Source organism: Paraburkholderia sp. (assembly GCF_049581445.1).
Lineage (GTDB): Bacteria > Pseudomonadota > Gammaproteobacteria > Burkholderiales > Burkholderiaceae > Paraburkholderia.
This window is the reverse complement of sequence record NZ_JBAURZ010000123.1, coordinates 1-20788: the sequence shown is the minus strand read 5'-3', so window position 1 is coordinate 20788 and position 20788 is coordinate 1. Positions and strand designations below refer to the sequence as shown.

Genomic DNA, 20788 nt, shown 5'->3' with positions numbered 1-20788 from the left:
CTGCAGCGCAGGGATCACGGGTCCGCCAGCGGCATGCGCTGTATCGGGCGCCCCTGCAAGGCACGCCGCGATCGCGAGGCCTAGCGCGAGTGGCCACGCAAGCAGCCATGCAACGGGACGTGCAGAGCCTCCCGGCCGAACGCGATGCGTGCAACGGTGGAGAAATTGAATCACGGCGTGAAACGCCGGAGACCCGCCGGTAAACGGCGCAGCCCCGGGTTCACGCCGTTTCGGGCATGACTTCATGGCAATCCGCGACAGAACGGGAGACGCCAAGTGTAGCCGCAGTTACGGCGAGCGCGCATCTGCATGCGTAACCGAATGTTAGGACACTTGCGCGTCCTCGCCGATGATGCGCGCCGCGCTCGTTTGGGCGAATTAGTACGCGACCGTGGCTATCTTGCGAATAAACCGCCCCTGCTCCAGTTCATCGACAAACGCAATAGCGAAGTCTTCGGCCGAAATGCGGCTGTTGCCATCGGCGTCGGCGATTAGCGTATCCGCGCCGGTGCGGAACGTGCCCGTCCGCTCGCCAGGGGCGATCAGCGCGGCGGGAGCAAAAACTGTCCAGTCGAGATCGCTGACCGTGCGGTAGTAATCGAATGCATCGCGGTGTGCCAACGCCACTGCCTTATAGGCATCCGGGAAACCTTCGGCATCCACCAGTTGCTTGCCGGGGGCGACTTCCAGCGACCCCGCGCCACCTATCACCACGAGGCGCTTCAATCCGGCCGCGCGCACACCCTCCACCAACGCGCGCGTTGCTTTCGTCAATACGCCTACATCGTCGCTCGGCGGTGCATAGGCGCTTGCCACTACGTCGTGTCCACGAGTCGTCGCGGCGATGCTAGCCGCGTCGAGCACGTCGGCCTGCGCCGCGCGCAGATTGACGTCCCCGCCAGGCACGCGCGCCGGATCGCGCACAAGTGCCGTCACCTGATGGCCACGGCGCGCGGCCTCTGTAGCGATCCGCGAACCGATCATGCCCGTCGCGCCAAAAAGTGCGATCTTCAGTGCTTTGCTCATTTGCATGCTCCTGTGCATAGCTTATATGTAACCACGTTGATTACATATTGAGTTGAAAAAAGAGGGGCAAGCCCCTGATGAGATTTATCGTCGTACGGCGTGGAACACGTGCATCTGTCTAGCGGTTGCATCGCTGGCCTCCACGGTACCATCTAGCTTAAAGCGTAGGCCCATTGCCTTCGTCCGCGCTATGCGGTTGTGCGCCGCTTGCGCTCGCGCACCCGCTCGGCCTTGACGATATCCGCAGTCGCATCGGCCAGCGTGCGCGCCGCCAGCGACGCCTCCATCGCCTGCTGCGCTTCACTCATGATGCCGCGCAGCACACCTTGAATATTGCGGCCCACCATGCAAGCCGGATTCGGCTCTTCGCGGTGCAACGCAAACAACTGCGCGTCGTCAACCGCGCGATAGACCTCGAGCAGCGTGATCTCGTGCGGCTGACGTGCAAGCAACGCTCCACCACCCGCGCCGAGTTGTGAACTGGTGAGACCTGCCTCAGCGAGCATTATCAGCAGACGCCGAATCAGCGCCGGGTTCGTATTGACGCTGCCCGCAATCATCTCCGAAGAAAGCGGCACGCCCGCTTGCAATGACAGCAGTGCGAGCACGTGGACCGCAAAAGCAAACCGGCTACTCGTATTCACAACACACCTGCCCTGCGAGAATGTGTAACCATAGTAGTAACATTTCGGTGCGCTGTCAAACCGACCATAGCGATCGAGTGACGTAAGCGGTAAGCATCGTGCGTCACCTGACGGAGCACGTGCGTCACTTGTCCATCTGCTTTTGCGCGTCGCTGCTGTCGGTATCGCCCGAGGCGGCGGCGGACGATGCCGCCGTAGTGTCATTCGACCACTGCTGCAGCTTGCGACCCGCGCTTTCCAGACCTGCACCAGTCATGGAGGCCGCCTTGGCCAGCCCCGCGTCCGTCGCACTGGCTGCGCCCTGCAGATTGGCCTGCGCGGACGAAGCGAGCGTGGACGGATCAATGGTAATGGTTGGCGCCGAGGCTGCGGATTCGATATTCTGTTTCGCCGTATCGACCTGCTGGCCGACGTAGCTCGCCGCCTGATCGAGCGACTGCCCGGCCTGCTGCGCGGCGTTATCCATCTTTCCGGCAACCTGCCCGGCCGAGGCATCGTTCTTCTGGCACGCCGCGAGCGCCCCAAGCAGGACCATGACGAAGGCTGTGCGGCGGACCACTGGGTAACGGGTAATTGAGTTCATTGTGTGATGTGCGCCGCACCAAACGGCTTCTGCATACGAAAACGCTTCAATGATACGCCCTGACGCATTGCCTGCGCCGCACCAATGGCGTTCGCTCACTGGCGCCTGCGTCGCGCTACTGTCAAACACCTTGGAGTAGACTCACCGAGGGTTCCCTGTGTTCCACCGTTCGACTGGAGGCATGCAATGGCAGCAAAGAAGATTCTCTTTCTGACCGGCGATTTCGCCGAGGATTACGAAACAATGGTGCCGTTCCAGGCACTGCAGGCCGTCGGCCATGTGGTCGATGCGGTGTGTCCCGGCAAGTCCGCGGGTGAGCGCATCAAGACGGCCATCCACGACTTCGAAGGCGACCAGACCTACACCGAGAAGCCAGGCCACCATTTCACGCTGAACGCCTCCTTCGACGACGCCATCCCCGCTCACTACGACGCGCTAGCGATCGCTGGCGGCCGTGCGCCGGAATATCTGCGGCTCAATCCCAAGGTGATTGATATCGTCCGTCAGTTCGCGGAACAGGGCAAACCGATCGCCGCGATTTGCCATGCGGCCCAGTTGCTAGCCGCCGCCGACGTGATCCGCGGAAAGCGTATCTCTGCTTATCCCGCTTGCGCGCCCGAAGTGAAGCTCGCGGGCGGCGAATATGCCGACATCCCGGTCGACGCCGCCATCACCGACGCCAACTTCGTCACCGCGCCCGCGTGGCCGGCCCACCCGGAATGGCTACGGCAGTTCCTCGTGGTGCTGGGCACGCGCATCGAACTCTGACATTGCGACGCGCACCAGGCCGTTGCTGATGCAGTCCGGCGCGGTTGCGCTTCGCCTGCTCCACAATCCGCTAATTGGTAATCCGTTTGAGACTGGTCTGATGGTTCGTAGTGAAAGGGGTTCCTATAGTCGAAGGTTGACTTGGGAGCGCTTTTCGATGGAACTGACAGACTGGATCATCATCCTTGCAATCGTTCTTTTCGCGATCGCATTCTTTTGCGGCCGCGCGCCGGCTAGCTGGTCGCTGGAAAATCGCGCACGCCGCTTTCGTGGCACCCGCCTGCTCGTGCAGGCGGCGCTGGCGCTGTGGGCTGCCTCGCTGCTTCTGGTACGTGGGCTCTATGCGCTCGACGCCCTGCCGGGCATGCGGCCCGCGCCGCACACCCTGCTCGTCGGCGTTGTCGTGTTGATTGCATTCGGTTGCTACTGGTCCATCCGCGCCAGCAAGCTGCTGAAACCGCGGGGTCTGTTCACCGTCCACTGAGCCCCGGCACCCCGGCGATGAGCCGGGCCGGTTCATCACCGGACGCGCGCGTATCCGCTTCCGGCAACGAAAGATAAAACGTCGTACCGGCGCCCTCCGCCGACTCCACCCACACACGGCCACCGTGCCGCTCCACGACCCGGCGTACCAGTGCCAGTCCGATCCCCTCACCGGTTGCGACGTTGCCGTGCAAGCGCTGAAACGCGCTGAAAAGGCGCGGCAACGCTACGGCCGGAATGCCTAGCCCGTTGTCCTTCACATAGAAAATGCGCAGTGACTGCACCCCGGGCGGGGCAGGTGTCGTGCCAATTTCGACACGTCCCTCCCGTAGCGGATCCAGGTAGTTGATCGCATTGCCAACCAGATTCGCGAAGACCTGCTCGAGCGCAGTCGGATCTCCCCACACCAAGGGCAAATCGTGCACGACGACGCGCGCATGGCGTGCGCGGATCGATGCCTGCATCGCATCAACGACCCGCTGCACGATATCGCGCACCTGGACCTGTTGACGTCGGTATTCGACACGGCCCACCCGCGAGAGCCGCAACAACGCGTCGATGATATGCGACGCCCGCAACACGGCCGTTTGCAGGCAATGCAGCGCCTCGCCAATATCGTCGTCCACCAGCCGTTCGATGTGCTGACGCCCCGCGGGCGCCAGCGACGAGTCCCGCACCGCCGCCCGCAGGTCGTCGCACGCGTGGATCAGCTCTTTTGAGAAACCCTGCAGGTTGACGAGCGGCGCGCGCAAATCGTGCGACACGCTGTAGATGAACATCTCGTTTTCCTGGGTCTGCTGCCGCAAGGTCTCGTTGATGCGCGCAAGTTCATCAGCGCGGCGCGCCAGGTCCGCCTGGAAGCGCGCCTGAATGCGCTCGGCCTCCAGCAACCGGCGACTGGTTTCATGCAAGGTCAAATCGAGCCGCGCAATTTCGTCGGAACCGGCTTGAATGGGCGCGAGCGGCTCATTGCTGGCAAGGCGCCCGGCGTTGTCCGACAGGAGTGCGAGACGCCCGCGCACGCCGCGCGCGAAGAGCCAAACGGCCAGCGCCACGAACACCAGCGAGCCGAGCAGAGCGGCCACCACCAGGACCTGTTCGTGTTCGCGCGCGGCGTCGGCTTCGGTCGAACGCTGTGCGTCGAGGCTGCGCTCCTCCGTCTGAAACTCGGCCACCTCGGTACGAAAATGGTCGAGTACATCAGTGCCCGCCAGTTCATTGAACCGCGCGACGATGTCCCGCCGCCGTCCGGAACGCAGCAGGTCCTGCACGCGGTCCGACCATTGGCGGTACGCCTGCACCGCTTCGCGGATCTGGGCCGTGCGTTCGACTTGACCCGGGTCATCGGCTACAAGTTCAGCCAGCAGATCGATACGCCGGTCGATGTCTACCCATAGCGTCACCGGTGTCGCGCCCGCGGTGTGGTCGCTCAGGACCGCGCCGCGCAAGCGCACCGAGTCGAGCAGGACCGGTTCGAGGATGGCCGTGCTCTGGCGCAGCACGTCCTCGCTGTGCGCCGCCCAGCGCTCCGCCTGCTCGGTGTCGACTTGCGCCTTGACCAGCGCCGACAGGAGCGCCAGTTCGAACACCGCGGGAATCGCGATCAGCAACAGCCCTTTGGTCGTCAGTCTCATGCGTGCGCCAAGGAGTTCAGGAGCCCCGCAAGCCGCGCTGGGGGACAGTACATTATGTGGGTGTTTGACCCGGATGACAAAGGCAAGACGGCGTCGAGCGTCACTGGGCAAACACGGCTCACCTGGCCTCACCCACCTGTCCCCAATGCGCGCGCCGGTGATAAAATTTCGCCCAGGAGATGGCATTCTCCTTAACCGCCCAAGTGGCTGATGATGCCTGCATCGCCCGGATGGTCGTGAACGCGGCATCGCGTCCCTCGCCTGATCCGGTCTGTCGAACTTGCGACCTTGCCAGGCACCTTTCATGTATCTGTCTATTTTCGCCGTTGGCATCGGTGGAGCATTGGGTTCATTGTTCCGCTGGTTCCTCGGGATTCGCCTGAACGGGCTGTTTCCCGCCCTGCCGCTAGGCACCCTCGCCGCCAATGTGATCGCCGGCTACGTGATCGGCGTAGCGGTCGCCTTCTTCGCGCGCCTGCCGGGCGTGGCGCCCGAATGGCGGCTGTTCGTCATTACCGGAATGATGGGCGGCCTGTCGACCTTCTCTACCTTTTCCGCCGAAGTCGTGCAGCGTTTGCAGGAAGGACGCCTTGGCTGGGCGGCGGGCGAGATCGCCATCCACGTGGGGGCGTCGCTAATCATGACGGTACTGGGGATTGCCACGGTGTCTCTCGTGGCACGCTAGACTGAGCCTGCCCACATAGTGGGCATGACCTGGTTTTGGTATCTGGCAGTTATGCAAATATCATGCTTCCGTCACTGTCTTTTCCCCTTCTGCCGCGCGCATATCCTCAGTGAAGATCTGCTGGTATAGATCCTCGCCGTAACTGGTTTCAAGCGGCTCGCCTGGTGAAAGCCTGAATGTCCGCTCCCCTCCTTCGCGCCGTTCCGCGCGAAGAAAGACTGCCCCGGTTTTCATGGTTTCACAAAGGCCGTGCGAAAATTCGTACATGTGCGTAACGAAGAAAACCTTCACATGGTTTTCCAGCAACGCCAGGACGATCTGCCGTGCGACTTCCGACCCTTCCCGTTCATTAGTCGAGGCAAACGACTCGTTGAACAGAACAATTGAGTTCGGGCGGACGTGATCTGCGATCTCGTTCATCCGCACGAGTTCCTCATCGAACTTCCCGCTCGTCATTGAGGCGTCCTCCTCGCGCTTATCGTGCGTGAACTGGCTTTCGCATACGTTCGCCTGAAACGTCTCGGCTCCAACCTGCATCCCCGCCTGCATCATTACCTGGGCCAGCCCGATGCTACGCAGGAAGGTGGATTTACCCCCCTCGTTCGCTCCGGTAACAATCACCAGTTCAGCGCCCGCGGCATCAATGTCATTGGGAACGATAGCCGACCGGAGACGCAGCGAGAGACAGATATCGTACAAACCCGAGAAGGTATGACGGCGTTCGGTGACCGGAGCGGGTTGGGGATAGCACACGCGCTGGCCTTTCGCGTCTAGCGCGTTACCAAGATTAAGACATCCAATGTAAAAGCCCAGTTCGGTACGCAGCATGCGGAAAAAGCTCAATACGTGATCGGCCGACTGGGCGACCGCGTCTGCGACGAGATTAATACCGCGCGCGTGCAACTCTGACAACGCTCTCGCGCCGGCCTCGTCACGCTCCGCAATCTGAAAAGTCAGCGACTGCGGCCCACGCAGCAAGATTCTTTTCAGCAAGTTCCGGTCGCGCTCGTTGAGCTTCCGGAGAACGTAGGACATGCCCTTGTTGCCTTTGCCAAGTCCGGCACTAATCAACGCTCCGTTGCGAAACTGCAGATCCTTCAAATGCTCTTTGAGCGTTTCGAAGTAGTCATCCGCCAACTCATGCTGCATCATCGAAAAGAATGTCGTGAATCCTTCCGATCTGAAATTGCTGGCGCAATTGTCGGCGACCTCCCTGAATTTAAGCAGTACAGCAATGAACGCCTGCATCAGTTCGCGCGCACTACTCAGAATGGCAGCCGGATAGCGGTTGAAAAATCCGAAGTAACTTTTCTTTTCGATCTCGATCGCCTCCACTGCGATGCCGTAGAGCGCACGGACCGTCGTCGCATTGGCAACGCAATCGCGCAACACATCCTGCCTGTAGATAATCTCATCAGGATCGCGCAGACTCGCCATCACGGCCTTTCGGGCAACTTCGAGCAAGAAGGCGTCGCCTGCACACATTGCCGAGAAGAGCGTGTTGAGTTCGAGATCTTCAATAAGCGTATCGGAACCCCACGGAAGATCTCCGCCCAGCGAGAAGGCACGATCTCTGAACATCAGATGGGCTTTCATGATCCGATCCGCTCCCTCAGCTGTTCATACTTCAGGCGATATTGGCCCGCAAGAGACAGCGCATAAGAGCGTCCATCGGCGGGTCGCCGAACAACCTTGAATGTTCGCGTTATTACAGCATCGGGCACGACTTCGCTGAGCATGCTAACCGTCTGGACACTCAGGCTGGATAGCTCCTCAATGAAAGTCACATAGACGCATAGTGCGTCCAGATCCATCACCCGGCGCATTACCTTCTGGCTCAGATACAGTGCGTCCTTAAGGGAGGTCGAACTGAATATCTCATTCATAATGATGATGCTTCTCGTACTGGCACGCCCCAGGATACGATGAATCCGGAACAGATCATCGTGCAGTTTGCCACGCAGGTTTTTCATGTCTTCCTGCCGTTCGAAATGCGTGAAGATCTGGTCGAAGAGGTAGAGCCGGGCTTCGCGACCGGGGACCGGCCAACCGATAGCAGCAAGGTAATGAAGCTGCCCGAAGGTCCGTGAAAAGGTCGTCTTGCCGCCCTGGTTCGGGCCGGTCACCACAATGATCCGTTCATCGCCCTTCAGGTAAAAATCGTTGCAGACGATATGCCCGTTTTCGCGCCGCAGCTTCTCCGCAAGCGCGAGGTCAAATCCGGCAACACTACAGATATCCTTCGACTCACCCGATACCGCGGGATAGCAGAACGACAAACCGGTCTCTTTGATTCGCGCCATGTGCTCAAGATAAGCGGCATAGAACTGGATTTCCCGGTCGAACCGTTCAACCATACGATCGATGAAATCGCCGTGACTCCGGCAATATTCATCGAGAGGCATAAAGACCTCCGGATGAAGGCGAGCAACGAAGTCAAGTACGTTCGCCTCTACATGATTCATATCGGGAGACTCACGCATGTCTGTGCTGTGGCTCTTTACCTTTCCCTGTTTGAACTTTTCGAAGGTCTTCTGCACATCTTCGCTGTAGTCGATCTCGTCGGCATATCTGCGCACCGTAACGCTATTGCCTTTTATGAGGATGCTATATCGCACCAGGTCAAGAGCGCCCCTCATGCGGGACTCTCCTTCCTTCAATGCCACAAATTCGCGTCCCTGCTCATAGGCCTTGAGGTAGTCAAGAAACGCGGCGAGACCGTGAGAGCGCGGCGCCGCCCCCTCCAGATCCCGAGCGAAGGCCACGATCGCGGTGCAATACGTCTGTACGCCATCGAGAAAATAACGTTGCTTCTGCCAGCGATAGTGCAGCTTCATCGCCATTGCGAGCTCTGCACGCATTGCGCGCATCTGCGCGGAGAAGGCGTAGATAGCGGCGGCAACCTCACTGCGCTCGAGGTCGCGCATGATCTCGTGCCGGTAGCCAATCGAATCAACGTCCGTGAGAGCCACGTAAAAGAAGGGCTTGAGGTTGTATTCATCGCGACCGCGAATGATCGAATCGACCATCTGATCGAGATTCAGGTCTCCAAAGAACTCCGGTTCGCTCGCGCTGTCGACCTCGTCGGCCAGGCGAGCGTCTTCGAAAAGAATGCTCTCGAATGTCATTTTTGCTCTCCCCATTCGTTCGGCCGCTTCGATTGCCATGAGCCGAAGCGATCTTCGAGGATATCTCCAGCGACGACAAGCGCCCGCCCTGCTGTCAAGCCGCGGGCCCGCCAGAAAAGCTTGGCCCGCGCGCGTAAGTCGAACGTATTCGAACTGTACTTAGCCGCGCCAGTCGCGCTACAGGTTGACATGCTCATACCCGCCCCAGCCCGTCAGGCGCTGGAAGTCGTCAAGCCCCGCCGGTCGCGGCTCAGTTGGCCATTCCCGGGGACTTCGAGGCTGTTAATGCTATTGAGAATACTGGAGAGCAGCATCGTTGCAGATGAACGCAACGCTGTGCGAGCGGGAGCTTGCAGATGCGCCCACAGCGCCTGCTTCCAGGCCTGTAGGCATCATTAGCCCTAATGGGCGGTCAAGGGAGAATGCCATCTCCACAAAAACATTCTAGCTTTGCTTCGGCGACTCGACAACCGTCGCGCTTGAAACCCCAAGTATCAGCCCAGTACACCATGGATCCGCGCTTGAGCAGTTCGCAATCGCAAGAAATAGCGCAAAAATCAGACCTGACCGCCTCCGTTGCAATTCATCCAGAGGGGTCCTACCGATCAAGTCTGAATTGAGCTCCATCTAGAAAAGCGTCAACGCAAGAATCGCGATCAGTAGCCCTCCGATCAAGGCGAGATAAAAGTTAAGGTTGCCCGACTGCAACGCACGTAGCCGCTCCGCGCACCATTCAACCATGCGTATGGCCGGCAGGAAGAGATACCGGTCGAAGATATCAGTTACCTCATGCGAAAACACCAGTCGCTTGATGAAATACTCTCTCACTTCGTGTTCACGCTCTGTACTCATCGTTGGCTGATAAATGAAACTGTAGAAGGTACGCATCGCGTTCGAGAACGTAAGTGGTGTGGTCGATGCGTCGTGCCCCCCAGCCATCCCGCCGTACCAGACCGCAGCGCGTCGCACTGGAAAGCGCCGCGTGGCTAGCCATAGCAGCGTCAGCGGCAGAACCGCCAGCAAAGGCATCACGATGATCAGCTTCGATGGCGAAATGAAGGCGAACTTGTCGGTTAGCGGCACCAGCAACCAGCCCGCAACCATTGCGTGCGGACTGTTCGCACCGAAGATGGCCTGGGAACCCGTGGCAAGTGCGTTGAGCCAAAGCGGCGCCCCTACGGCCACGGCAAGGATGCATAAGCCGAGAACGCCCACCGCCATGGTCCAGCGCCGCGGGATCGGCCGCACATAATCGACATCGTTGATGCCTAGCAGACCCAACCCGACCAGTTTGACGAATGTCGCAAGTGAAACTGCAGCCGCCAGAGCAAGCCCTGCACCGGCGAGAACGAGCACTAGTCGGCCCGTGAACGCGGAAAGGTGGAAGCCCTGGAATACCGTCTGAAAGACATACCACTCGCTGACGAACCCGGCTTGCGGTGGAATGGATGCGAGACTCATACCGGCAAACGCCGCCCCCATCCCAAAGAGAAAGCCGGCCCGCTTGATCCATCCTCGCTGGACCATATCGTAAGTCCCCGATGACGCGTGAATTCCGTCGGCCGCCAGAAACAGCGCGCCCTTTGACAGCGAATGTCCAGCCAGATGCAGTAAGGCGACCGTCCATGCCAGACCCGCGAGTGCGTTGAGCTGATCGCTTCTGAAGAGGGCCGTTACGCCAAGCATCGCCACAGCAACCGATGCGTTTTCTGCGGACGAATAGCTAAGCAACGTGCGCCAGTCGTCCTGCTGGAAAGCAAAGAGGATCGCGAGAATCGCGCTGCACACGCCAGTTGCGATTGCTACCACGCCCAGACCTGCGGCGACCGAACTGTCGGTCGCCATGCCAAGCCAGCTATTCCATCCACGGCTTAGCGCAAAATATGCTGCGTTCAGGACAACACCCGAGAATATCGCCCCCGTTGCCCCACTGCCCGCACCGTATGCGCGGGGGAACCATTCATAGAACGGCATCAGGCCAAGCTTCGCACCGAAGCCGATCAGCAACGCTATGCCTGCAGTCCACGCAAGCGGCCCTGAAACGCCTGACGAATTCGACTCGAAACGGGCGAAACTGGGCGTGCCAGCCGCATGGCCAAGCACGAGGATGGCGAACAACAACGCAATTGCGCCCACTTCCAGCAGTGCAAGCATGAAAAGTACCGGCTTGCCGTCCGCCTCGCCGGCATGCTCGCCAGCGAGCATGAGCGCCCCGCCGAGACTCATTACCTCCCAGGCAACCAGCATCGACGTTCCGTCCTGAAGACCAAATACACCGAGGGCGCCGAGCACGCTGAAGGCCGCTCCCGCGTTCCAGATTCCGGGGCGCAGCCCGAGCGGCGAACCGAACCAGCACGCGAATACGGCCGGAACCAGCCCGAATCCAAACAGCCAGAGCGCCGCAGGCGAGAGTGCAAAAGTAACAGCCTCTGACCCAAGCGAGATTGTCAGGCTCAAGCCGCCCAACGCCTCCGGTAGCGCCACCATGCATGCGACGATAGCCGCGAGACAACCAAGCGCGAGAAGCGCGCGCGCAAGAACGGGTACCCGGATAAACAGCGAGACGAGCGCCGAGATGCCCCACAAGACAGCAGCGGCAGCAATAAGGTCAGCGCTCAAGGTGCCCCCCCTTCATGCGCTGTTCTGCACGATTGAGCAACATCAACAGCGCGTGGATGATTGCGGCAGGATTAGGCGGACAACCTGGCAGGTAAATGTCTACGGGCAGAACGCCAGTCAGCCCATTGCCGCAAGCGTAGTTGCCGCCCGAGACGCCTCCCGACACCGCACATGTGCCCGTCGCGATGACCCACTTGGGTTCCGGCATGGCCTGCCAGGCTTCGAGCAACGGTCCCTTCATCGCATGCGTCACGGCTCCCGTGACCAGCAGCACGTCCGCAAAGCGAGGCGACGCCGTGAAGAAAACGCCAAGCCGATGCAGGTTGTAGAACGGATTGTTGAGCGCCTGCAGTTCGGATTCGCAGCCGTTGCAGGAACCCGCATCCACGTGCCGGACGTGAAGGCTGCGGCGAAATGGCCGTCGCCCCTCGACCTCCGCCTGCGGGAAAGAGGTTATGTTGCGCGAGTCGACCCAATGCAGATCCTCACGGCGTGAGACGCCCACCGCCCAGTCGTCCGATGGCACAAACGCGCCGCTCGGGCACACCTCTGTACAACGTTGGCATACGATGCATCGCCCCCAGTCCACGTCCGGCGGACGATGGATTTCCGCACGGCTGACCGGTTCGCCTCCGGCATCTTTGTTCGTATCGTTGCTACCGCCGCTGTTCGTTGCGACCGGATGTTTGACGAAAGAGATCGCATGGGTCACGCAACCTTGCACGCATGCATCGCACCCCGGCTGGCAGTTCGCCGGATCGTAGCGCGGCATGCCGATCAGGCCCTCCTGGCCATGCTCCTCTCCCTTGAGCGGCCATTCGGTGCTGGCGTTACCTGAGTGCAAACCGAACCACGTCCATAGCGACATAGGTGACCTCGCCTATCGTGCACAACCCGCGATGGTCAAGCCAAAGCTTGCCTCGTTAATTGCGTAGTCCATCATGTTGCTGTCGTTCGCGGTGAACTGGAACGCGTTCCAGTTTGAAAACGATGACGACTTGATCTTGACCCGCGCAATGCGTCCCGCCCCGTTGAAGTGAACCGCGTAGAGTACGGTCCCGCGCGGCGATTCGGACCATCCGATCCCCTGCGCATGGGGCTCCGGCACGCAGGTTGCGCAAAGCGTCCCGCTGTCCACGCCATGCTGTACCGCCCTGCCGAGCAGATCAACGCTTGCACGCAACTCGGCGATGCGGACTTTCATTCGCGCGCAGGCATCCCCATCAGCATGGGTCGCCACAATGGGCGTCAATTCATCGTAAGCGGCGTACGGATGATCACGCCGAAGATCGCGATCAATGCCGGAAGCCCGTTCGATCGGTCCCGATGCGCCCTGATCGAAAGCAAGCTGCTGACTAAGTGGCGCCGTCGAGATCAACCGGTCGATATGGCTCGTCGTTCGCTCAATCAGCGAGATGTAGCGATCGAGTTCGCCGTGTAATGCATCAAGCCCTTCGGCGATCGCAAGCATGTCGAGTTTGCGGCGCACGCCGCCGGGACAGATGACGCTGCGCAGAAACCGGCTGCCGCAAGCACGCGCGTTCATCTGCTTGGCACGCTCCTCGAGCAACTTGCCTTCCGCCTCGCCAACCTTCAGGGTTGTCGTGTGGCAGAGGTGTCCGAGATAGTGCAGATGGTTGTAGACACGTTCGAGTTCGGCGGCGACGACGCGGATCCACCTGGCGCGTGAAGGTACTTCGCATCCTGCTGCGTCTTCCACGGCCTGCGCGAAGGCAAGCGCGTGTGCAACGCTGCCGACACCGGATACCCGTTCAGCTGTAATGACGCCGCCCATGACGTCCTGTGACTCGAACTGCTTCTCCATTCCGCGATGCTTGAGAAAGAGATTCGGCTGGTAATGCAGAATGCCTTCACCGATGTAATAGAAAACAAACTGGGCTGACTCCAGCACGTCGGCGCGGATCGGACCGAACGGCAGTCGCTGCACGTGTTTGCCCGAGACCTCCGGCAATGAAGGGGTCTCGAGCGTGCGATGCTGAGGCCGGGCTGCGCCGCTCCAGGGTCTGAGAGGAGGCTGCTCCAGCAGTGGCATATTGGCAGTGACAAGTCTTTCCGGCTGCGGATGGCCGGAAAACTCCAGCCCACTCATTTCCATCACTTCCCGCTCGTACCAGCCGAGCAATGGTGACCTGCCGGCAAGACTGGGCACCGCAGCATTGCCTGGGTTGACCTGCCAGCTCTTGAATCTGCGCTGGCCTGGCACGGTTGCGATGTAGCGAAGTTCGGGCGAAGCGTCTGGCTCTGGAAACCACGCGTAGGCCATCTGCATGCGCCCACCCCCGGCCAGCAGTTCATCGATCGTCTTTTCCAGTTGCTGCACCTGAAGATGAAGCAGGCTACAGTTATTCATCGAGTGCTCCCGCCGAGGTCGAAGGCCACCGTTTCGAAGAAGTGCCAGAGGGCGTGCGGCCACCAGAGTCCGAGGATGAGAACCGGCAGCAATGCCAGCCACATCGGCAACGTCATCCACAGGCTCGGCTGCATGTTTGCGACGAGGTTTGCCGGCAGTGACGGACCATTTTCCCGGGCATCTGCTTGCGCCACCTGGGGTGTAGCCGTCTGCGGGCACGCACCGGGCGCCACAAAGTACATGAGCCGGAAATGGTTGAGAAAACCGATAAAGATAACGATCAGCAGCACCAGCAGCACGATCACAGCCCATGCGTTCGGTGTGGCAAGACCCGCGCGCATCAACGTGAATTCGCTCAGAAAAAGCCCGAACGGTGGCGCCCCAGTGATCGCAACGGCACCAGCCAGCCACAGCGCGCCCGTCACGGGAAAGCGCGCCCATACCCCCCTGATTTCATCGATGTCCTTGGTTCCGAACAGACGCATCACGTTGCCCGCGCCAAAGAACATCAGCGATTTGTTAAGCGAATGATTGAGCATGTGATACAGCACCGCTGCGATTGCCAGTGGTCCACCAAAGCCGAATCCCATCGCCAGCACGCCCATGTGCTCGACGCTCGAATACGCCATCAGCCGCTTGATACCGCGCTGACGCACGATAAAAAGCGCCGCAACAAACAGGGAAAACGCGCCGAACCCCACCAGAACGGTGCGCGGTAACAAGGACGCGCTGGCAGCGTCCGTGATGGTTAGAAAGCGTGCGACGCCAAGCATCGCCGTATTGAGAAGCGCCCCCGAGAGCATGGCCGACACCGGCGCTGGACCTTCGCTGTGTGCATCGGGGAGCCATGTATGCATGGGCGCAAGCCCAGCTTTTGTGCCGTATCCAACCAGCACGAGAAGAAACGCCATCTGGGTAAGCGCGGGATTCATCCGCGGTGCAGCGCGCCGCAGCGTGTCCCATGTCATGTCGTAAGTCGGTCCGATGACGAGACTGCCGGCCCAGTAAAACAGCACCGTGCCGAGCAGCGCGAGGCTGATACCCGCCGAAACGACAATGATGTACTTCCACGCGGCCTCGATCGCTTCTTCACCTTTTTCGAATCCGACGAGGAAGGTACTGACCAGCGTCGTGAGTTCGATCGCGATCCAGTACACGCCGATATTGTTCATTAACGGGCCACAGACCATCGTCGCGGCGAATCCAGCGAACAGCGCATAGAACTGCGGCAACCGCTCACGCTCCTCCGCAAGCAGCCTCATATACCCAATCGCATAGATCGACGCCAGGAAGTAGACAATCGCTGTACACACGAGTGTCCATGCACCGAGCGCGTCGACCAGCACATATCCGTCGAGGAATTCGCGTGTGCCGTCTCGTGTGATGACCAGCACCAATGACGCGCACAGACAGACCGCCGCGGCCGCAAGGTTCACGTATTCACCCACGTGGCGTACGCGAACCAGCGCACTGATGATTGCTGCGGCAATCGGCGCGGCAACGATGGCGATGATCAGGCCAGCGGACATAGTCACCCCACCAGACGCCGCATTTCGCGGCTGCTTGTACTACCGACCTGGGCGACCAGGTACCGCACCAGCACGCCGAAGCTCACGACGATAACCAGCAGGTCGAACAGCAGAACCAGTTCGATCAGCATCGGCATGCCCGGAACGAGAATCTGGGAACCAAGGAAAATGCCATTTTCGAGGATCAGTAAACCGAGGACCTGACTGATCGCTTCGTGCCTGACGGCAAGCATCAAAAAGCCGATCAGCTTCATCGACAACATGACGGTGAGCGCGAGAACGACCACTGTGCCTCCGAAACCCAGGATGTTGCCGAGATGGTTCGAAATCACGAACGCGAACAGCACGAGAAGCGCGCCGAGCACGAGGCTCGAACTGGGCTGCAGAACAACGTGCAATTCGCGTTCGACCTCAAGGCGCACGATGATCCGCCAGATCAGATAAGGCAGCAGCATGCCGCGAAACACCGCGGTAAGCACTGCAATGAAGTACAACTCGTGGTAGTTGCCGTAATAGCCGACGGTGCCCGACAGCAAGGCAATCAGCCACGATTCAGCCGTGAATGCGAGCAGGTAATCTTTCAGCCAGCGCGAGCCGAGCATCACAAACGCAAGCAGCAAGCTACCAATGGCGAGCAGGCTGAAGAGCGACGATGCAAGCGGAGTCAGATGGGCCAGCAGCATGGTTCACCTCAACTGGTTCGCGGCAATGGCCAGCACCGCCAGCATGAACGATGCAGCAAGCGGTTCCTGGTACCGGAAGAAACGCAGCCTCGACTGCGCAGTCTCGACGATGACAACGACGACGGCGACCACCAGCATCCTTAGCAGGAGACCCGCCGCCGCGCCCACTGCTCCCAGCGCGGTGCCATGCTGGGATAGTCCCCAAGGCAGGGTGAGCACATTGCAAAAGATCGTGTAGAGAATGAACTGTTTCATCATCGAAGCCCACTTGAGAAGTCCGAGCAAGGGCCCCGAATACTCAAGGATGCGGGCTTCTTCGATCATGTATATCTCGATGTGGGTGCTGGAGTGAATCGGCAGCCTGTCCGTTTCGACCAGCAGCAGGACGAAGAATGCGAAGACGAGGAAAAGGTGCGCCGGACTCCAGTACACCGAAGGGTTTTGCACCAGCAGATGGTTGACCACGAAGGGCAACATCGCCTTGGCGAGCAGCGTGATGCCGACAAAGACGAGAATGAGCGTGGGTTCAGCCAGGATGCCAAGCATGACCGACCGGGATGATCCAATACCGCCGTAGGCGCTGCCCGAATCGAGGCCCGCTAGCGTGACGGCGAATGAACCGAGGGTGAGGATAAGACCGCCACCCAGGATATCCCCCATGTCGGACAACGGCAGCGGGAAATCCGTGAGTACGGGGATAAGAATCGGAACCGTCAGCATGCAGGTGAATGCGAGGGGCGGAGCGACCCAATAGATCCACGAAGCAGTGTTGGGAACCACGAGCTGCTTGTGAAAGAGCTTCCACAGGTCGCGGTACGGCTGAAGAACGCCCGGGCCTCGCGAACGCTGGATCCGCTCCTCCCATTGCAGAACGAAGCCCTGCAACAACGGAGAGAGCGCAATGACGGTCACGACCTGCGCGATCTGCAGGAGAATTTCGCGGAGGCTCACGTGCCCTCCGCTGCATCGCCTGGCCGACTCGCGACACTCCCGCGACTTTCACGTATAAGTTCGCAGCTGATGGCGCATCCCATTTCTTCTTCGCTTCTTCTCGGCGTTCACACGCCCGGGATGGCAACAATTCGGAAGCCGGCAAAAGGAAACCTACCGGTCCGGCGCATCCGGGACCTGATAGGCATCATCAGCCGCGTGGCGCTTAAGGGCGCCCTTAACGGCGGTTAGGGAGGAATGCCATCTCCACAAGGTACGATTTCGAGTATAGGAGACACATCACGATCTGCACAGCCGCCCCTTAAGCTCCCTGCGGATTCCGGTGGAACAGGGAATGTTTTTTGGGGTGGTGCTGCGGATCGTCTTCGCCGAGCAGTCCGTACTCAATAGGCGAGCGCGTGTAAAAAACGTGGACATGCGCGGCCTTGACGACATCGAGCAAACGCTGTGCCTCTTCGTCAGTCGCAGCGATGATAATCTGAACCGGCTGATCAGTTAGTTTGAGCATATGCGCGGCGTGATGCGCGCCCGCGTGACCGATGCCCTCGCTGCCGCTGATTACGGTGGCGCCGTGGATGCCCAGTTCCTTCACCTCATGCAGCAGCCACTCACAGATTGTTTTGTGGCCGTGCCGCTTGTTCTGCTCGGTATAGAACGTCAGTAGAAAGCCGTTCATGCGAACCTCCCTTGCCGGCCAGCCCTTGTTGCCAGAGGCAGGTCACGAGGCTGTATAGCTATACGCAACGGATGTCGCGCCCCGGTTCGCGACCATGTTTCATTCTAGTGCACGATTGAACCGGCAGGTAAATTGCGCAACGCATCGTAAGCGCCTTCTGCACCCGGACACCCAGTTCCTTCGTGATCGTGGCGAATCCTAACCAGTCGCTATCAGCCAACCGGTCTTCAAGCGAGACGAGCGGATACGAAGATGCCCACACTTTCCAGTACCCGATCATGTCACGCGTCGCGTTACGGAAAAGGCGCCGTGCCGGGCGCAGCCTGGCCGAACACAGGCACGAAGGACATCACGTATCGCCTTAAGATTCCTCAGGTTCACCAAGTAGTTCGAATTCAACCCGGCAACGCGTATAGAAAAGCCGAACACGGGCCGTCCGAAGACTTTCGAGCAGCGCGTCCACTTGTGCATCAGGTGCCGCCACCATCACGGCGACCGGTTGATCTGCGAGCTCGAAGAACCGCGCGGCGTGATACCTGCCGTGGGCGTCGATCCCTTCGCGGACCTCAGTGACTGTAGCTCCGTGGATGCCCACTTTAGCGACTTCGTCGAGCACCCAATCGACCACCGTCTTGTGCAACTTCCGATGGCTCTGATTAGCTGCATAGAGGGTGAGCTGACTGCCCTTCATGTCGACTCCCTACGTTGATATTCGAGGGTGCTCTGGCGGACATCGCCGCTGGGTGAACGAGGCAGCGCACAGGCCCACGCGGGAGCGGCGTGATCATCCGTAAGCTAGGGAACGAACTGGTAGGGTGACAAAGGCGGATGCATTGGAACCAGACCTGAAAGAGGTTCTCAAATCCGGGGAGCGGGACGCTGCAGGGGGCGAGCTTACGACTTCCTGACCCAGGAATGCGTAGGCATCATTAGCCGGTTGACGGCGGTTACTGGAGGAATGCCATCTCCGTAAATTTAGTGTAGCACGCGCAACAGGCAGTAAATCGCGCCAGAGTTAGGCTAGCCGCCGCCCCTTCCAACGGCCACGACCTCACCGATCGAGTACAGATATAAACTATCGTCCGTTACGTGGTGCACCAGCCAACGTCGTCATGACGCAGACTTTAATGTCTCTGAAACCCTAAAATCGGCTTCGTGCAGACTCTGTTGTCCGCCCATAGGACAAAAAAAAGGCGCCACGTTGCCGTGGCGCCTTAAAAAGTTCTAGCCATTCCGAGGGCCGTGCTAGAACCTGAGAGAGGGGATTCGAAAGTACCGCCGGAGCGTTGCCGTCACCATGTACCGTACCGGACAACCTTGCTGGGCCGGGCTTTGAAGCACGCCGGGCGGGGCTCAGGCTGTAGGCACAACAATCGCGCGCCAGCCTTTCTTTCGAAATATGGTTCCATTTTTTATGGTTACGCTGACTAAGTCAAGCAAAATCTATCTCGGTGCGGCGACGTCGGCAAATCGTTCCATAGTACCGAATAGTCATACGAAATAGCGTCAGCACGCCCCATAATGGTGCGCGTTCGGCGCTACAACTTAATGTTCGGTCAGGCAGTACGAACTCCGTAAATTGAAACGAAGTTTCATAAAAATCGACATGACCCAGCAATCGACGTCTCCTCGCAGTTCCGACCCTATCAAGGAAAAAGACAGTTCCGGAGACGAAGTCACGGCGCTCGCGCGCGGTCTGACAGTCCTTCGGTGCATCGCCGGCGCTGATGCACCGCTCAGCAATCGCGAGTTGACCGAACTCACCGGCATTCCGAAGCCAACGGTCTCGCGCATCACCGCAACACTGGTGAGCGCGGGTTTTCTGTTTCGCCTGCCGGACAGTGAACGTTTTGTGCTGACTTCGTCCGTGCTCGAACTCAGCAACGGGTTCCTCCGCAACTTCGATATCCGCGCGCGCTCACGCCCTTTCCTGCTCGAACTCGCCGAACGCACCTCGCTGTCGGTCCACCTTGCTGTGCGCGACCGGCTCGACATGGTGGTGATCGACGCGATCAAGCCGCGCTCTGCCGTGCTGGTCTCGCGTCTGGACGTCGGATCGCGGATGAATCTGAGCCGCACGGCCGTGGGTCGCGCCTATCTCGCAGTACTCGCGCCACCGGAGCGTGAGGCGCTGATGCTTGGACTGCAGGCCGCCGAAGGCGACGACTGGGGTCATATTAGCGACCGGCTTGAGACCGCGCTGAAGGAAACCGCCACTCACGGCTACGCGATTGCCACCGGTGAATGGTACGACGGGTTGAACGCCATCGCCGCCGGTTTCATTGGTCCGTCTGGTGAGCGATATGCCGTGAACTGTGGTGGTTCGGCCAACCAGTGTCCGCGCGACTGGTTGATGACGCGCGCTGCTCCCCTGTTGCTCGAATGCATCTCGAAGATTGTCCTCGAGATCGGCGGCACGCCGGGCAGGCGGCTGAACGACTGAGGATGTCTCACACCGGCACGCCCGACGTGTAACGGCCGTAACCAACCGAAAAATACCAGACTGGACTGCACCGAAGGCTGGGACGTAGCATCGTGCTTTCGCGCGCCTTGCGATAGTCTTGCAGACCAGCAATCGCTTGAACACGCGTCTCGCGTTGCCATGCGTTTTCGTGCCTTATCGCGCGTTGACTCGCGCTGAACATCTACGCCGGGTACGCTGTCGGGCGCCAAAGCGTCGTACCAGCGCCGCAGCGTTTCGATGCGACCGAGCGCAACCCAACGCAACATCGCGCACACCTGCCTAACTCCAAGCCAGCCACCTGATCGAACCGATGGACGAACAACAAAAGCATTCAGAAACTTCTCGCACATCCGCTCCGGCCAGCCCTTCACCGGTCGGGACCACGCAGAGCGCAGGCGGCGGTAAAAAACATCGGGGGCGTACGGTCGGGCTGATCGTCGCAGCGCTGGTCGTGGCAGGCATCGTAGTGTGGCGCTGGCATCCGTGGGGTGGCCCGGCCGGCGAGCCGAACTCCCAGGGTGGCGCAAGCGGCGCACGTCACCGT

Annotated in this window: 18 protein-coding genes, 2 pseudogenes and 4 riboswitches; of the genes and pseudogenes, 5 read left to right on the top strand and 15 right to left on the bottom strand. The window is 59.9% G+C overall.

Features of this window, described 5'->3' with window-relative positions; translation table 11 throughout:
* Nucleotides 1-378: 378 nt before the first annotated feature.
* The 3 genes from WCA85_RS11275 to WCA85_RS11265 all read right to left on the bottom strand — a co-directional run bounded on the left by WCA85_RS11275 (nucleotide 379) and on the right by WCA85_RS11265 (nucleotide 2253).
* Entirely contained in the window at nucleotides 379-1026 is a 648-nt protein-coding gene (locus tag WCA85_RS11275; protein WP_424063847.1) for an NAD(P)-dependent oxidoreductase, read from the bottom strand.
* Between the two features lie 188 nt (nucleotides 1027-1214).
* Nucleotides 1215-1670, bottom strand: a complete 456-nt coding sequence (locus WCA85_RS11270; protein ID WP_424063845.1) for an Rrf2 family transcriptional regulator — start codon at nucleotides 1668-1670, stop codon at nucleotides 1215-1217.
* A 124-nt stretch (nucleotides 1671-1794) separates the two neighbouring features.
* Nucleotides 1795-2253, bottom strand: a complete 459-nt coding sequence (locus WCA85_RS11265; RefSeq protein ID WP_424063844.1) for a hypothetical protein — start codon at nucleotides 2251-2253, stop codon at nucleotides 1795-1797.
* A 186-nt stretch (nucleotides 2254-2439) separates the two neighbouring features.
* Between WCA85_RS11265 and WCA85_RS11260 the strand changes: the two genes are divergently transcribed.
* Complete coding sequence (locus WCA85_RS11260; protein ID WP_424063842.1) at nucleotides 2440-3021, top strand: DJ-1/PfpI family protein; 582 nt, start codon at nucleotides 2440-2442, stop codon at nucleotides 3019-3021.
* A gap of 22 nt (nucleotides 3022-3043) precedes the next feature.
* Nucleotides 3044-3505, top strand: coding sequence for a hypothetical protein (locus WCA85_RS11255; RefSeq protein WP_424063840.1), 462 nt, complete (start codon nucleotides 3044-3046; stop codon nucleotides 3503-3505).
* Here the strand turns inward: WCA85_RS11255 and WCA85_RS11250 are convergent.
* On the bottom strand, nucleotides 3492-5138 hold the full coding sequence (locus WCA85_RS11250) for a sensor histidine kinase (protein WP_424063838.1): 1647 nt from the start codon (nucleotides 5136-5138) through the stop codon (nucleotides 3492-3494). The genes WCA85_RS11255 and WCA85_RS11250 overlap by 14 nt on opposite strands.
* Before the next feature lie 166 nt (nucleotides 5139-5304).
* A riboswitch (Fluoride riboswitch) is annotated at nucleotides 5305-5365 on the top strand.
* Nucleotides 5366-5442: 77 nt separating this feature from the next.
* Between WCA85_RS11250 and crcB the strand changes: the two genes are divergently transcribed.
* Nucleotides 5443-5823, top strand: coding sequence for a fluoride efflux transporter CrcB (gene crcB / locus WCA85_RS11245; RefSeq protein WP_424063836.1), 381 nt, complete (start codon nucleotides 5443-5445; stop codon nucleotides 5821-5823).
* 60 nt (nucleotides 5824-5883) lie between these two features.
* Here crcB and WCA85_RS11240 read toward each other — a convergent pair whose 3' ends face one another.
* The 11 genes and pseudogenes from WCA85_RS11240 to WCA85_RS11190 form a co-directional block, all read right to left on the bottom strand.
* Nucleotides 5884-7419: a MutS-related protein gene (locus tag WCA85_RS11240; protein ID WP_424063835.1), complete on the bottom strand. Its 1536-nt coding sequence runs from the start codon at nucleotides 7417-7419 to the stop codon at nucleotides 5884-5886.
* The gene (locus WCA85_RS11235; RefSeq protein WP_424063832.1) at nucleotides 7416-8951 is read right to left on the bottom strand and encodes a MutS-related protein; all 1536 of its coding nucleotides are present in this window, start codon (nucleotides 8949-8951) and stop codon (nucleotides 7416-7418) included. Before WCA85_RS11235 ends, WCA85_RS11240 begins: the two co-directional genes overlap by 4 nt.
* Nucleotides 8952-9330: 379 nt before the next feature.
* Nucleotides 9331-9393, bottom strand: a riboswitch (Fluoride riboswitch).
* Between the two features lie 185 nt (nucleotides 9394-9578).
* Nucleotides 9579-11570 (bottom strand): proton-conducting transporter membrane subunit, encoded by a 1992-nt coding sequence (locus WCA85_RS11230; protein ID WP_424063830.1) that lies wholly within the window; start codon nucleotides 11568-11570, stop codon nucleotides 9579-9581.
* Complete coding sequence (nuoB, locus tag WCA85_RS11225; protein WP_424063828.1) at nucleotides 11560-12438, bottom strand: NADH-quinone oxidoreductase subunit NuoB; 879 nt, start codon at nucleotides 12436-12438, stop codon at nucleotides 11560-11562. Before nuoB ends, WCA85_RS11230 begins: the two co-directional genes overlap by 11 nt.
* Before the next feature lie 12 nt (nucleotides 12439-12450).
* A complete protein-coding gene (locus tag WCA85_RS11220; protein WP_424063826.1) occupies nucleotides 12451-13941 on the bottom strand; it encodes an NADH-quinone oxidoreductase subunit C in 1491 nt (496 codons plus the stop codon).
* Nucleotides 13942-14237: 296 nt separating this feature from the next.
* Nucleotides 14238-15113, bottom strand: a pseudogene (locus WCA85_RS11215) (proton-conducting transporter membrane subunit); the annotation flags it as partial.
* 359 nt (nucleotides 15114-15472) lie between these two features.
* Nucleotides 15473-16153, bottom strand: a complete 681-nt coding sequence (locus WCA85_RS11210) for a hydrogenase (RefSeq protein WP_424063824.1) — start codon at nucleotides 16151-16153, stop codon at nucleotides 15473-15475.
* A gap of 3 nt (nucleotides 16154-16156) precedes the next feature.
* On the bottom strand, nucleotides 16157-17104 hold the full coding sequence (locus WCA85_RS11205; RefSeq protein ID WP_424063823.1) for a respiratory chain complex I subunit 1 family protein: 948 nt from the start codon (nucleotides 17102-17104) through the stop codon (nucleotides 16157-16159).
* Nucleotides 17105-17278: 174 nt separating this feature from the next.
* Nucleotides 17279-17361, bottom strand: a riboswitch (Fluoride riboswitch).
* A 44-nt stretch (nucleotides 17362-17405) separates the two neighbouring features.
* Complete coding sequence (locus WCA85_RS11200) at nucleotides 17406-17780, bottom strand: DUF190 domain-containing protein (RefSeq protein WP_424063822.1); 375 nt, start codon at nucleotides 17778-17780, stop codon at nucleotides 17406-17408.
* Nucleotides 17781-17838: 58 nt separating this feature from the next.
* On the bottom strand, nucleotides 17839-18060 hold the full coding sequence (locus WCA85_RS11195; RefSeq protein WP_424063820.1) for a hypothetical protein: 222 nt from the start codon (nucleotides 18058-18060) through the stop codon (nucleotides 17839-17841).
* Between the two features lie 81 nt (nucleotides 18061-18141).
* On the bottom strand, nucleotides 18142-18471 hold the full coding sequence (locus WCA85_RS11190) for a DUF190 domain-containing protein (RefSeq protein ID WP_424063818.1): 330 nt from the start codon (nucleotides 18469-18471) through the stop codon (nucleotides 18142-18144).
* A 222-nt stretch (nucleotides 18472-18693) separates the two neighbouring features.
* A riboswitch (Fluoride riboswitch) is annotated at nucleotides 18694-18758 on the bottom strand.
* 628 nt (nucleotides 18759-19386) lie between these two features.
* Between WCA85_RS11190 and WCA85_RS11185 the strand changes: the two genes are divergently transcribed.
* Both WCA85_RS11185 and WCA85_RS11180 read left to right on the top strand, forming a co-directional pair.
* Nucleotides 19387-20223 carry an IclR family transcriptional regulator gene (locus WCA85_RS11185; protein ID WP_424063817.1) on the top strand — a complete coding sequence of 279 codons (837 nt, stop codon included), beginning with the start codon at nucleotides 19387-19389 and terminating at the stop codon, nucleotides 20221-20223.
* Between the two features lie 331 nt (nucleotides 20224-20554).
* Nucleotides 20555-20788 (top strand): annotated as a pseudogene (locus tag WCA85_RS11180) (MdtA/MuxA family multidrug efflux RND transporter periplasmic adaptor subunit); the annotation flags it as partial.